The following is a 13,957-nucleotide window of genomic DNA, read 5'->3' on the forward strand; positions in this document are numbered from 1 at the left end:
GCAGGGGCTTTTCAGTTTGCTGCTGCGTTAGATGGGTTCAGCCCACATGTCGTATTCGTCGGCATCCACCACGCGGCAACGTACCTTGTCACCCGGCTTGAAGCCGTGGTCGCCATCGATGAACACGCTGCCGTCGATTTCCGGGGCATCGAAGAAGCTGCGGCCAACCGAACCTTGCTCTTCCACTTCATCGATCAACACGTCGATTTCCTTGCCGATACGCAGTTGCAGGCGGGCGGCGCTGATGGCCTGCTGGTGGGCCATGAAGCGGTCCCAGCGGTCCTGCTTGACGTCGTCCGGCACTTCTTCAAGGCCCAGGTCGTTGGCCGGGGCGCCTTCCACCGGCGAGTACTGGAAGCAGCCCACGCGGTCCAGCTGGGCTTCGGTCAGCCAGTCCAGCAGGTACTGGAAGTCTTCCTCGGTCTCGCCCGGGAAGCCGACGATGAAGGTGGAGCGAATCACCAGCTCCGGGCACTGCTCGCGCCAGTTCTTGATACGTGCCAGGGTGCGGTCTTCAAAGGCCGGGCGCTTCATGGCCTTGAGCACTTTCGGGCTGGCGTGCTGGAACGGGATATCCAGGTACGGCAGGATCTTGCCGGCGGCCATCAGCGGGATCACGTCGTCGACGTTCGGGTACGGGTACACGTAGTGCAGACGTACCCAGGCACCCAGGCTGCTCAGGGCTTCGCACAGCTCGAGCATGCGGGTCTTGACCGGGCGGCCGTTCCAGAAGTCGGTCTTGTACTTGACGTCGACGCCGTAGGCGCTGGTGTCCTGGGAAATCACCAGGATCTCCTTGACCCCGGCCTTGACCAGGCGCTCGGCCTCGCTCAGCACTTCGCCGACCGGGCGGCTGACCAGTTTGCCGCGCATCGACGGGATGATGCAGAAACTGCAGCTGTGGTTGCAGCCTTCGGAAATCTTCAGGTACGCATAATGGCGCGGGGTCAGCTTGACGCCCTGCGGCGGCACCAGGTCGATCAGCGGGTTGTGATCCTGGCGTGGCGGCACCACTTCGTGCACGGCGTTGACCACCTGCTCGTACTGCTGCGGGCCGGTGACCGACAGCACGCTCGGGTGCACGTCACGGATGCTGCCTTCCTCGACACCCATGCAGCCGGTGACGATGACCTTGCCGTTTTCCTTGATCGCTTCGCCGATCACTTCCAACGACTCGGCCTTGGCGCTGTCGATGAAGCCGCAGGTGTTGACCACCACTACGTCGGCGTCCTCGTAGGTGGGCACGACTTCATAGCCTTCCATGCGCAGCTGGGTCAGGATGCGCTCGGAATCGACCAGGGCTTTTGGGCAACCCAGGCTTACGAAACCTACCTTGGGGGTGGCGGGCGTGGTGGACATGACTAACCTCGGTATTGAATGCAGGTCGCCCGGCCGGAATCGGGGGCGATCTTGACGGGCGCTTTTGGCGCCTCTGATCAAAAAGTGCGCAATTCTAGCGAGCGCAGGGTCGCTTGACCAGCAGAAATGCGACGAACGCTGCGCTATGCTTCGCGCCATTGCGCCGGGGGTATCAGTATCACCTGGCGCATCGGGAATTTTACTGGCCTTGCAAGGCCGTCTGCGGGAGTGGTCGATGGTTCAGGCAAGCAGTCACGCCGAGGGCGGGCACGAGGGGAAGCATGGGGCGACGCGGTCGTTGAGCCTGCTCGTGGCGGCGGTCGGGGTGGTTTATGGCGATATCGGCACCAGCCCGTTGTATACCCTCAAGGAGGTCTTCAGCGGCGGGTACGGAGTGCCGGTCAACCATGACGGCGTGCTGGGGATCCTGTCGCTGATCCTGTGGTCGCTGCTATGGGTAGTGTCGTTCAAGTACGTGATGTTCATCCTGCGCGCCGACAACCAGGGCGAGGGCGGCACCATGGCGCTGACCGCGCTGGCGCGGCGGGCCACGGCGGCCTACCCGAGGTTGCGTACGTTGATGGTGGTGTGCGGGTTGATCGGCGCTTCGCTGTTCTATGGCGACAGCATGATCACGCCGGCGGTGTCGGTGCTGTCGGCGGTGGAAGGCATGGGCCTGGCGTTTGATGGTATCGATCACTGGGTTGTACCGATTTCGCTGGTGATCCTGGTGGCGCTGTTCCTGGTGCAGAAGCACGGCACCGAGAAGATCGGCAAGCTGTTCGGCCCGATCATGGTCACCTGGTTCCTGGCGCTGGGCTCGCTGGGCGTGTACGGCATATCGCAGAGCCCGGAAGTGCTCAAGGCCTTCAACCCGGCCTGGGCGGTCAACTTCTTCGTGGTTCACCCCGGCATGGGCGTTGCCATTCTCGGTGCGGTGGTCCTGGCGCTGACCGGTGCCGAGGCGCTGTACGCCGACATGGGCCACTTTGGCCGCAAGCCGATCGCTCGGGCTTGGTTTGCCCTGGTGCTGCCGGCGCTGGTGCTCAACTACTTTGGCCAGGGCGCGTTGCTGCTGCAGGACCCGGATGCTGCACGTAACCCGTTCTACCTGCTGGCGCCGGGCTGGGCACTGCTGCCGATGGTCGGCCTGGCTACCATGGCCACGGTGATCGCTTCGCAGGCGGTGATCTCGGGGGCGTTCTCCCTGACCCGCCAGGCCATCCAGCTGGGCTACATCCCACGCATGCAGATCCAGCACACTTCCAGCGATGAACAGGGGCAGATCTATATCGGTGCGATCAACTGGACACTGATGGTCGGCGTGGTACTGCTGGTGCTCGGTTTCGAGTCATCCGGTGCCCTGGCGGCGGCATACGGCGTGGCTGTGACTGGTACCATGCTGATGACCACCATCCTGGTTTCGGCGGTGATGCTGCTGCTTTGGAAGTGGCCACCGGTGCTGGCGGTGCCGATCCTGATGGGTTTCCTGTTGGTGGATGGGCTGTTCTTTGCCGCCAACGTGCCGAAGATCATCCAGGGCGGGGCCTTCCCGGTCTTGGCCGGCGCTGTGCTGTTCCTGTTGATGAGCACCTGGAAGCGTGGCAAGCAGATCCTGATGGAGCGCATCGACGAAGGCGCGCTGCCGCTGCAGCTGTTCATCAGCAGTATCCGCATTCAGCCACCGCACCGGGTCGAAGGCACGGCGGTGTTCCTCACGGCACGCTCCGATGCGGTGCCCCATGCGCTGTTGCACAACATGCTGCATAACCAGGTGCTGCACAGCCAGGTGGTGCTGTTGACGGTGGTCAGCGAGGACCGGCCACGCGTGCCGGAACAGGAACGCTTTGAAGTGGAGGCCTATGGCGATGGGTTCTTCCGCGTGTTGCTGCACTTCGGCTTCATGGACGAACCGGACGTGCCTGCGGCGTTGAAGCTGTGCCACCTGGAAGACCTGGACTTCAGCCCGATGCGCACCACCTTCTTCCTCAGCCGCGAGACCGTGATCGCCTCACGGCTGGAGGGGATGTCGCGCTGGCGGGGCAACCTGTTCGCGTTCCTGCTGAAGAATGCCAACGGCAACTTGCGCTTCTTCAACCTGCCGCTGAACCGGGTGATCGAGCTGGGGACCCAGGTCGAGATCTGAGGGGCAACACAGATTTCAAGGCAGTACCCGCTCCCATATGCGCATAGCTTTCAAAGCTTGCGCTGTACCTGTGGAAGCGGGTTTACCCGCGAATGGGCCGCAACCTTATCAGTTCTGCTCAGCCACACTCGACTTGCCCTGGCGCGTCTCGATCTCACCGATCAGGCGCTTGGCCAGTGCCGGGTAGTTTTCGTCGAAGTGGTGCCCCCCCGGCAGCTTCAGGCGTTCACCCACCGCAGTCTTGTCGGTGCAACCGCTCTCGTCGGTTTCTTCCACGCCATACACACACACCACCTTGGACGCCGGCAGTTTGGCCATTTCCGGCCCGGTTGGCGCTTCCTGGCCTTCCTTGCCCAGCCAGCCCTCGACTTCGATCTCGAAGCTGCCGCTGCGGGCAAAGGCCAGCAGCATCACCGCGTCGATACGCTGCTGGTCCTCGGCCGGCAGGCGGTTGTAGATCGCCGGCAGGACGTCGGCACCGAACGAATAACCGGTCAGCACGAAGCGCTTGGTGCCCCACTTCTGTCTGTAGTGCTGCATCAGCTCGGACAGGTCGGCGGCGCTTTGTTCCGGGGTCTTGTGTTGCCAGTAGTAGCGCAGCGTGTCGATGCCGACCACCGGGTAACCAAGCTTGGCCATTTCCCCGGCCACGTCGCGGTCCAGGTCTCGCCAGCCGCCATCACCGGAAAGGAACAGGGTGACCGTGTCGGTGGTCTGCCCGGCTGGCACCTCGACTACCGGAATGGCCAGGGCGTTGCCGTCGTGGCCGACCAGGGCCTGGGTCAGTTGGGCCTTGAGCACTTGTGGCAGGTGGATGTCGTAGTCACTGATGCTGGTTTCGGCATTGGCCTGGTCGCGCACGAAGGCGGCGCTGGCGTCATCCGGGTTGTCGTTCCAGGCGACGTTCCAGTGGCCGTGGGCGGCCGACTTCGGCAGCGCTGTCTGGCAGCCCGGCTGTTCCAGGCTGAAGCCCACGGAAATCGCCCGCGCCTTGTCGTTGTTCTGGCTGGCCAGCCAGCGCCAGGCCTGGGCGGCGCCAGGGCCGATACCGGCAACCAGGGTCGGCTTCTCCGGTAACTGGCCCAAGGCCTGGTCCAGGGCCTGTTGTTGTTTGCTGCAGTCATTGGGCGGCAGGATCACCTGCACCAGTTGCGCTTCGCCAGCCTGGGCCAGGTCCAGCAGCTGCCTGTCGGTCAGCGCCTGGTCCTGGGGTACGCCGATGGCCACCCGGGCCTTGGGGTGCACGGCTGGGGTCACACGGGTGATGCGGGTGTCATTGATGCTCAGTTGTTCCAGGCGTGCCTCGGGAGCCGGGCGCGTCCATAACCAGAATGCCAGCGCGCCTCCCAGGGCAGCCAACAGCAGGGGAACCAGCAGGTACAGCCAAAAGCGTCGGGTCATCAACGTTTCACCAATCCAGTCAGGCCGCCTGCGATCAGGGCGGCGGTGTCGGCCAGTGCCACCAGCGGGTCGAGCCCGGCCGGCACGGCCATGTAACGGGGTTCCCAGTCCGGTTGGAACTTGTCCTTGAAGCGTCGAAGCCCCTGGAAGTTGTACAACTGCTCGCCACGGCGGAACACCATCGAGCCCAGGCGCTGGGTCAAGGGCGCCCCACGCCGTGGCTGCAGGCCGGAAAGCGGCACCATGCCCAGGCTGAAGCGAGCGTAGTCATGGCTTTTGTAGTGCAAGATCAGCCCGATCATCATGAATTCCATGGTCAGCTTCGGGGCCTCGGGGTGCGCACGCATAAGGTCGAGGCTGGCCAGTTCCTTGCCATGGGTTTCCAGCAGGTTGGCGAAAGCCACCGGGCGGCCTTGGAAGCGGATCAGGGCAATGCGAAAATGCTGCAGGTATTCAGGGCTGAAGCGCCCCAGCGAGAAGCCTTTCTCGCGCACGTTCTTGCCGCCAAGCCAGGCGTCGGAAATTTCCTTCAGCTCTGCCAGCGGGGCATGCCCGGGTTCATGGATTTCCAGGCTCAGGCCGTCACGGCCGCCACGGTTCCAGGTGTAGCGCAGGTCCTTCATCTCCTTGCCCTTGGCTTCGAGGTCGAAGCGGCGCAAGTCGACCCGGGCTTCTTCACCCAGCTTCAGCGCGGTCAGGCCGATGTCCATGTAGAACGGCAGGTTCTCGGCGCGCACCTGATAGAACACCGGACGGGCATGGTGCAGGTCGCACAGGTCGCGGAACTGCCAGATCATCTCGGCGCGCTCCTGGGCCGGGCCGATCGGGTCGTACAGGGCCACCAAGCTGCGACCGCGACGGGCGTACATGAGGAAGGCGTTGTTGCCAGGGTGGAACAGCAGCGCCTTGTCACCGGTCAGCGCCAGGCCGCCATCTGGCTGGTCGGATGCCAGCAGAATGCGGTTGGCACGCAGCAGCTCTTCTTCGTCAGGCAAGTGGATCACCGGTGGTGCGGTACGCAGCAGCCAGGTCAGGGCCACGGCCGCCAGCAGCAAGGCGCTGCCCATGGCGGCGCGCAGGCCACGCGGGGCATCGGCATCGAGGGTGAACTGCCACCACAACTGATGGCTGTAGGGAACATCCTGGTAGGCGAACAGCAACAACCAAACCGATGCGCCGACCACACAGGCGCTGGCTACCAGAAACACCGGCGAGAACGGCAACTCGAGCAGGCGGCTGGGACGGTAGAAGGAACGGCGGAACAGAGCGAGCAGGGCGGCAGTGAGGGTCAGCAAGCAGGCCTCTTCCCAATCGAAGCCCTTGAGCAGCGACAGCAGGGCACCGACCAGCAACAGCACGGTGGTCAGCAGCCAGGCGGCGGACAGGCGCCGGCGCAGGCCTTGGGCCAGCAGCAGGCACAGCACGCCGATCAGGCTGGCGCCAAAATGCGAAGCATCGATCAGGCGGTGCGGAACCAGGAAACCCATGTGCTCCAGGCGGGTGTCGATTTCGGGCGTGGCACCGGAGAACAGCAGCACCACCCCGGACAGGAATACCAGGATCGAAAGGATCGGTGCAGCCAGCCCGGAAGCGGCCTTGATAGCCTGTTGCGCGAACAGCAGGCGCCGGGCCTCGTTGGCCAGTAGCAGCGCGCAGGCCAGCAGCAGCGGCAGCACCACGTAGATCAGCCGATACAGCAGCAGTGCCGCTGCCAGCGGCGCCGCGCCAAGTTGGTCGGCAAAAGCCGCCAGTAGTATGGCTTCGAATACCCCGACGCCGCCCGGGACGTGGCTGAGCACACCTGCGGCCAAGGCCAGCAGGTACACCAGGACAAAGGCACCGAACGGCGGTGCTTCGGGCAGCAGCAGATACAGCACGGTGGCGGCAGCGGCGACATCCAGTGCGGTGATCAGCAATTGCAGGGCAGCCAGGCGTGCGCCCGGCAGGCGCAGCGTGCGGCGGCCCAGTTGTACCAGCAGGTTGTTGGCCAGTGGTTGTTCAGCCAGGCGTCGGCGGTACAGGCCGAACATCAGCACGCTGCACACCAGCAACACCGCTATGGCGATACCCGCCAGCAAGCCTGGCGCCAAACCCAGTGCGGCCGAGGCCGCCGGCAGGTCGCTCAAGGTCGCCAAGGCGGCCAGGGGCGGTAGCGCGCAGCCCAGTGACAGGCTGGCAAAAACGGTCATCCGTGCAACTTCACCTGCGCCAACCCCTTGGCGCGCATACAGGCGATAGCGCACCGAACCGCCCGAAAGCATCGACAGGCCGATGGCGTTACCTATGGCAAAAGCGCTGAAGCCGCCCAGCACCAGGCTGCTCGCGGGCAGTTTCACGCCGGCATAGCGGCTGGCCGACCACTCGTAACCAAGCAGGATCACGAAACCGAGCACAGTTGCCAGCAAGGCGCCAAGTAACGACTGGGTAGGCACGCTGAGCATGGCATCGTGCAAGGCATAGATGTCCAACTCGCTCAACAGGTGGCGACAGGCGACCAAGGCCATGGTGAACAACACCAGTGTCACTACCAGGCCGATGGGCTGGCGGTAACGGCTCATGCGCTCCAGCAAGGGCAAACGTTGCGCGGCACCAGGCAGCGTTGTGGCAAGCGGCACCGGGGATTCGGGGTTGTGCGAAGTCATGGATTGCCCCGGGCATGCAGCGCGAGGTGAGGGAAAAGTGTGGCCAAGTGAAAGTCCCTTAGGAAAAACGTATCCAATGTTACTCCGGCCTCGAGCGCTTTCAGCGGCCTGGCAGGGTTAAAGATAGTTCATCCTGGGCACGACCTCTCAAGCCTGCGGGTTGGCTGGAGGACGGGAGAATCGGGGGCGACGAAAAGCAGGAGGGGAGAAACAACAAACCCCGCGCTGCTGTTACACAGGCGGGGTTTGTTCTGACGAATATGGTTGCGGGAGCCGGATTTGAACCGACGACCTTCGGGTTATGAGCCCGACGAGCTACCAGGCTGCTCCATCCCGCGTCAGTGGGGCGCATTCTACAGTTTTCAGAATGGGTGTCAAGCGCTAGTCGTTGATTTTTTTGAAATTTCTATCAGCGCATTATTTGACGCAAAGAAAAAGGCCACTGCGTGAACAGTGGCCTTTTCTCGAATCTGGTTGCGGGAGCCGGATTTGAACCGACGACCTTCGGGTTATGAGCCCGACGAGCTACCAGGCTGCTCCATCCCGCGCCTGTGAGATCGAATTCTACGGATTTACCCGTGGGTGTCAAGCTTTTTTCTGAAAAAACCTTTCCTGTTCAAACTCTTAGCGTCTGTATATGGCCCGCAGCTCAGGCGCGACGGGGCTTTCAGGCCGATTATCGAGCAATGTCGCGCACAGGCTGCATACCCGAGGGCGCATGCGATACTATCTGTATGAATTTACAGTGCTGACGGTCATCCATGTCCTTGCGCAAGATCATCCACGTCGACTGCGATTGCTTCTATGCCGCGATCGAAATGCGTGACGACCCGCGCCTGGCCGGGCGGCCCATGGCGGTGGGGGGCTCGGCCGACCGCCGTGGGGTGATCGCCACCTGCAACTATGAAGCGCGTGCCTACGGCGTGCGTTCGGCCATGTCGTCGCGGCACGCGCTGAAGCTGTGCCCGGACCTGCTGATCGTCAAGCCGCGCTTCGAGGCCTACCGTGAAGCCTCGCGGGAAATCCACACGATCTTCCGTGACTACACCGAACTGATCGAGCCGCTGTCGCTGGACGAGGCCTACCTGGATGTAAGTGACAGCCAGTGGTACTCGGGCAGCGCCACGCGCATTGCCGAGGATATCCGCCGCCGTGTCGCCCGCACCCTGCATATCACTGTCTCGGCCGGTGTGGCGCCAAACAAGTTCCTGGCCAAGATCGCCAGTGACTGGCGCAAGCCCAATGGCCTGTTCGTGATTACCCCGGGCGAAGTGGAGGCATTCGTCGCCGCCCTGCCGGTGGCCAGGTTGCACGGGGTGGGCAAGGTAACGGCAGACAAGCTGGCGCGGTTGGGTATCGAAACCTGCCTGGAGCTGCGCGAATGGTCGCGTCTGGCGCTGGTGCGCGAGTTCGGCAGCTTTGGCGAGCGTTTGTGGGGGCTGGCACGGGGTGTCGATGAGCGTGCCGTGCACAATGACAGTCGCCGGCAGTCGGTCAGCGTGGAAAACACCTACGACACCGACCTGCCGGACCTGGCCAGTTGCCTGGCACGGCTGCCCGAACTTCTGGAGAGCCTGAACGAGCGTATCGCCCGCATGGACAGCAGTTACCGGCCGGAAAAACCCTTCGTCAAGGTCAAGTTCCATGACTTCAGCCAGACCACCATGGAGCAGGCGGGGGCGGGCAGGGACCTGGAGAGTTATCGCCAGTTGCTGGGTCAGGCGTTTGCCCGTGGTGGCAAGCCGGTGCGCTTGCTTGGGGTAGGCGTGAGGTTGCGCGACTTGCGCGGGGCGCATGAGCAGCTGGAGCTGTTCCCGCCTCAGTAAATGGCCCGCCAATTTAACGCGGTCCCTGTAGGAGCGGCCTTGTGTCGCGATGGGCTGCGAAGCAGCCCCGGCAATTCATGCATCAAGGCTGAAATCATGGGGCTGCTTCGCAGCCCATCGCGACACAAGGCCGCTCCTACAAGGTATTGCGTGATGCGGGTTACTGCGCGCCCGGGTCGGCCACCAACCGGCCAGTGGCCTTGGTCAGCGACTGCAGAAACTCCTGCTGCAACTCCGGATCGTTGCGGGTCAGTTCGATCAGGCTCTGTTCCATTTCACTGGCTTCTTCTTCCAGGCCGAGTTCGGACAAGCGCTTGACCCGGTGAACCCATTGGCCGACATCGTCATCTTCGAGGTCATCGAAGATCAGTTCATGGGCTTCGAGCAGTTTGTTGCGCAGGGTGGCGCTGACCAGCAGGCTGGCATCGCCACGTACCGCGTTGTCCTCATCCTGCACCTGCAGGTGCAGGGTACCGATGTGGTTGAGGTTCTGCTCGGAGAACGGGCTGTCGAGCAGGTTCAGGCGCAGCACGCCGTTCCTGTCGGTGGTCAGCTCGTGGGTCATCTTGCCGGCTTTGACCTCGACCAGGCGTTCGCTCCAGGGCACGCTGGTAGATTCCTCGCGCTTGCCTTTCTGCACTTCGCTGATTCCGGCCAGGTTCTGCTGGGCACGGCCGTTGGACGGCACGTTCATGAACGGGTTGAGCCCGTCCACGCCGTAGCTGAGCCAGTCGTGGGTGATGCTTTCCGGGAGGTTGCCCAGGGCGAAGACATTGACCACGTTGGCACCCACGCCTGCCACCACGGCCACCGCACCCAGCGGGATCTCGTAGATCTCCCGCCAGGGTTGGTAAGGCGTGTAGCGGTCATAGCTGCGGGTGACTTCGAATTCGGTGACTTCGAAGCGCTTCTGCTCATGCACGCGCACACGTCGTTGCGGAAGCTCCATCACCTTCGGCTCGCCGACATCGATCTGCAGGGTGTGCTCGAGCAGTTTGCGCTCGACGCGCTCCTCATGGTCGCTGCGCTGGGACATCTGGTTGGCGCAGCCGCTGACGAGCAGAGCGCCGCACAGTGCGGCGCCCCCCAGGGGAAAGGTACTTCGCTTGAACATGATCACTCGTGCATTGGTTATCAGCGGCGAACGCGGGCCTGCAGGAAGGTCAGCACTTCATTGAGCGGCAACGCCTGGGCGTCCTGCTCGGTGCGGTGCTTGTACTCCAGGTTGCCTTCGGCCAGGCCGCGATCGCTGACGACGATGCGGTGCGGGATGCCGATCAGCTCCATGTCGGCAAACTTGATGCCTGGGCTGGTCTTCTTGTCACGGTCGTCCAGCAGCACTTCGTAACCGGCAGCAGTCAGCTCGGCGTACAGCTTGTCGGTCGCCTCGCGAACCACCTCGGTTTCGTAGCGCAGCGGTACCAGGGCGATCTGGAACGGGGCCAGGGCGTCGTTCCAGATGATGCCCTTTTCGTCGTAGCTCTGCTCGATGGCAGCTGCGACCACGCGGGACACACCGATGCCGTAGCAGCCCATGGACAGGGTTACCGGCTTGCCGTTCTCGCCCAGTACCTGGCACTTCAGCGCCTCGCTGTACTTGGTGCCGAGCTGGAAGATGTGGCCCACTTCGATGCCGCGCTTGATCACCAGGGTACCCTGGCCGTCCGGGCTCGGGTCGCCTTCGACCACGTTACGCAGGTCGGCGACCTGTGGAACCGGCAGGTCACGCTCCCAGTTCACACCGAAGTAGTGCTTGTCGTCGATGTTGGCGCCAATGCCGAAGTCGCTCATCAGGGCAACCGAGCGGTCAATGACGATTTCCAGCGGCAGGTTCAGCGGGCCGAGCGAGCCGGCGCCGGCACCAATGGCCTCGCGCAGTTCGGCGTCGGTGGCCATGACCAGCGGGTCGGCAACCTGTTCCAGCTTGGCCGCCTTGATTTCGTTGAGCTCATGGTCGCCACGCACGATCAGTGCTACCAGCTTGCCTTCTTCGGCACCGCGCACGATCAGGGTCTTGACGGTCTTCTCGATCGGCAGGCCGAAGTTTTCCACCAGCTGGGCGATGGTCTTGGCGTTTGGCGTGTCGACCAGGCGCAGCTCCTCGGTAGGGGCTGGGCGCACGGTTTCACGCGGGATGGCCTCTGCCTTCTCGATGTTGGCGGCGTAGTCGGAGCTGTCGCTGAAGATCACGTCGTCTTCGCCGGACTCGGCCAGTACGTGGAACTCGTGCGAATAGCTGCCACCGATGGAGCCGGTGTCGGCCTGCACCGGGCGGAAGTCCAGGCCCAGGCGGGTGAACACGTTGCTATACGCCTGGTGCATGCGGTCGTAGGTTTCCTGCAGGGAAGCCTGGTCGGCATGGAACGAGTAGGCGTCCTTCATGATGAACTCGCGACCGCGCATCAGGCCGAAGCGCGGGCGGATCTCGTCACGGAACTTGGTCTGGATCTGGTACATGTTGAGCGGCAGCTGTTTATAGCTGGACAGCTCGTTGCGGGCCAGGTCGGTGATCACTTCCTCGTGGGTCGGGCCGACGCAGAAGTCGCGCTGGTGCCGGTCCTTCAGGCGCAGCAGCTCGGGGCCATACTGTTCCCAGCGGCCGGATTCCTGCCACAGTTCGGCGGGCTGGATGCTGGGCATCAGCACTTCCAGGGCGCCGGCGGCGTTCATTTCCTCACGCACCACGGCCTCGACCTTGCGCATAACCCGCAAGCCCATCGGCAGCCAGGTGTACAGGCCAGAGGCCAGTTTGCGAATCATGCCGGCACGCAGCATGAGCTGATGGCTGATGACCACTGCGTCGGCAGGGGTTTCTTTCTGGGTGGCGAGCAAATATTGACTGGTGCGCATGGTGAGCCGTGTCGATTGCCTAAGACATTGAAATGACCCCGCATTGTACGGGGGCGAAACGAAGGCGTACAGGATGCCCCAGGGCGTGACGCTTGTCAGCCAAGAAAAAGCCCGGCGTGATCGCCGGGCTTTTTCAAGTGCGGGGCACTGCAAGCCAGGCTTACAGGATGCTCAGCGGGTACTCTACGATCAGGCGCAGTTCGTCGATCGATGGGGAATCGTAGTAGACGCCATCGGAAGAGCGATAGGTGGCTTGACGCACGCGGAAGCTCAGGTCTTTTGCCGGGCCGCTCTGCAGCACGTACTTGATGTCGACGTCGCGTTCCCATTCCTTGCCGTTGCTGGTGCCGGCGACGTTGGCGTCGGTACCGCGTACATAACGGGTCATGAAGGTCAGGCCCGGGATGCCGTATTCGGCGAAGTTCAGGTCGTAGCGAGCCTGCCAGGACTTCTCGTCTTCGGCGTTGAAGTCGGAACGGGCCACGGAGTTGGCCAGGAAGATGGTGCCGCCACCGTCGATGCCATAGCCGTAGTCGCCGTCGCCGGTGACTTTCTGGTAGGCCAGTGTGAAGGTGTGAGCGCCAATGTTGTAGGCGCCCGACAGGCTGAACGCGCGGTTGTCCAGCTTGTCGCCATCGAATGCGCGGTACTCGGCCGAGCCTTCGCTCTTGGTGTCATAGATGTTGAAGTCGAACACCAGGCCTTGTTTGTCCGAGATCGGCAGAGCCCAGTTGACGTTGGCGTAGTATTTGCGCCAGTAGTCTTCAACCTTCGAGTAGTACAGGCTGGTGCTGAGGTTGTCGGTGAAGGCGTAGGTACCACCTACCACGTTGGCTTCCTTCAGGCCGAAGCTGTCGCGGTTGGTCTGCTCCTGGGCGGTCAGGCTGGTGAAATGACCAGCGTGCAGGGTCAGGCCCTCGATCTCGTTGCTGGTGATCAGGGTGCCCTGGGCGATTTCAGGCAGCAGGCGGCTGTCGTCGGTGGCGAAGACCGGCAGAGCGGTGAACTGGTCACCCACTTTCAGCACGGTGTCGGAGATGCGGAATTTAACCGCGCCGCCGGCCTTGGAGTAGTCATCTTGCGAACGGCCGTCAGAGCCGGTAGGGAACAGGCCAGTACCGGCGCGGCCCTTGCCGCTGTCCAGTTTCAGGCCGAGCATGCCGATGGCATCGACACCCACACCCACGGTGCCCTGGGTGAAGCCGGACTCGAAGGTGCCGAGGAAGCCCAGGCCGGTTTCTTCACGACGGCTCTGGGTGCCGGCTGGGTTGTTACGGAAGTCACGGCTGAAGTACAGCATGCGGGTCTTGACGTTCAGCTTGCTGTCTTCGATGAAACCTTTGGACTCGTCCTGGGAAGAGGCCAATGCCAACTGCGAGGTCCCTGCCGCAACGGCCAGGGCGATCATGCTCCACTTCATCACGCGCATCGTGATTTGCTCCTTTGGTTTTTAGGAAGAGTACCGCTGCGTCCAAGTGTTCTAGTTATATGGGGCAGCTCTTTCTTGTTATGTCGGCGAAAATGTATAGCACGCTGACTGTTCTTGGCGATATGGGTATAAGCATCCTTTTCGGAACTTTTTCTCCATGTCGCTTTTAGGTAGTTCCATGTCGCAAATCACGCCCCGGTTTAAGGGTCGTCAACACCAGCGCTGCTTCTTTCACCGTAAAGAACCTGTAACTACCGATTCCGGTTGGGAAACTCCCTGGTAACCACTGTCGCTGTTGTTATTT

The 13,957-nt window shown here is 62.7% G+C and carries 8 protein-coding genes and 2 tRNA genes; 2 read left to right on the forward strand and 8 right to left on the reverse strand.

The genetic code is table 11. From position 1 onward, the window contains the following. Positions 1 to 27: 27 nt before the first annotated feature. On the reverse strand, positions 28 to 1,359 hold the full coding sequence (gene rimO, locus IMX18_RS03560; protein WP_013973825.1) for a 30S ribosomal protein S12 methylthiotransferase RimO: 1,332 nt from the start codon (positions 1,357 to 1,359) through the stop codon (positions 28 to 30). Between the two features lie 235 nt (positions 1,360 to 1,594). On the opposite strand from rimO, the gene IMX18_RS03565 reads away from it, so the two are divergent. After that, complete coding sequence (locus tag IMX18_RS03565; RefSeq protein WP_100413315.1) at positions 1,595 to 3,505, forward strand: potassium transporter Kup; 1,911 nt, start codon at positions 1,595 to 1,597, stop codon at positions 3,503 to 3,505. A 108-nt stretch (positions 3,506 to 3,613) separates the two neighbouring features. On the opposite strand, the gene IMX18_RS03570 is transcribed toward IMX18_RS03565, so the two are convergent. The 4 genes from IMX18_RS03570 to IMX18_RS03585 all read right to left on the reverse strand — a co-directional run bounded on the left by IMX18_RS03570 (position 3,614) and on the right by IMX18_RS03585 (position 8,096). After that, positions 3,614 to 4,906, reverse strand: a complete 1,293-nt coding sequence (locus tag IMX18_RS03570) for a virulence factor family protein (protein WP_015271483.1) — start codon at positions 4,904 to 4,906, stop codon at positions 3,614 to 3,616. Next, positions 4,906 to 7,548 (reverse strand): bifunctional lysylphosphatidylglycerol flippase/synthetase MprF, encoded by a 2,643-nt coding sequence (gene mprF / locus IMX18_RS03575; protein WP_015271482.1) that lies wholly within the window; start codon positions 7,546 to 7,548, stop codon positions 4,906 to 4,908. The genes IMX18_RS03570 and mprF overlap by 1 nt, the downstream gene beginning before the upstream one ends. Before the next feature lie 261 nt (positions 7,549 to 7,809). Further along, positions 7,810 to 7,886 (reverse strand) — tRNA-Met (locus IMX18_RS03580). 133 nt (positions 7,887 to 8,019) lie between these two features. Further along, positions 8,020 to 8,096: transfer RNA gene (locus IMX18_RS03585), tRNA-Met, on the reverse strand. A 219-nt stretch (positions 8,097 to 8,315) separates the two neighbouring features. Between IMX18_RS03585 and dinB the strand changes: the two genes are divergently transcribed. Continuing rightward, entirely contained in the window at positions 8,316 to 9,374 is a 1,059-nt protein-coding gene (dinB, locus tag IMX18_RS03590) for a DNA polymerase IV (protein ID WP_161551482.1), read from the forward strand. Between the two features lie 160 nt (positions 9,375 to 9,534). Here dinB and IMX18_RS03595 read toward each other — a convergent pair whose 3' ends face one another. The 3 genes from IMX18_RS03595 to IMX18_RS03605 form a co-directional block, all read right to left on the reverse strand. Then, positions 9,535 to 10,488: a hypothetical protein gene (locus tag IMX18_RS03595; RefSeq protein ID WP_100413317.1), complete on the reverse strand. Its 954-nt coding sequence runs from the start codon at positions 10,486 to 10,488 to the stop codon at positions 9,535 to 9,537. Positions 10,489 to 10,508: 20 nt separating this feature from the next. Then, on the reverse strand, positions 10,509 to 12,224 hold the full coding sequence (locus IMX18_RS03600; RefSeq protein ID WP_015271479.1) for a proline--tRNA ligase: 1,716 nt from the start codon (positions 12,222 to 12,224) through the stop codon (positions 10,509 to 10,511). Between the two features lie 160 nt (positions 12,225 to 12,384). Beyond that, positions 12,385 to 13,653 carry an OprD family porin gene (locus tag IMX18_RS03605; protein ID WP_013973818.1) on the reverse strand — a complete coding sequence of 423 codons (1,269 nt, stop codon included), beginning with the start codon at positions 13,651 to 13,653 and terminating at the stop codon, positions 12,385 to 12,387. Between the last annotated feature and the right edge of the window lie 304 nt (positions 13,654 to 13,957).

This window comes from Pseudomonas shirazica (assembly GCF_015168335.1).
Lineage (GTDB): Bacteria > Pseudomonadota > Gammaproteobacteria > Pseudomonadales > Pseudomonadaceae > Aquipseudomonas > Aquipseudomonas asiatica.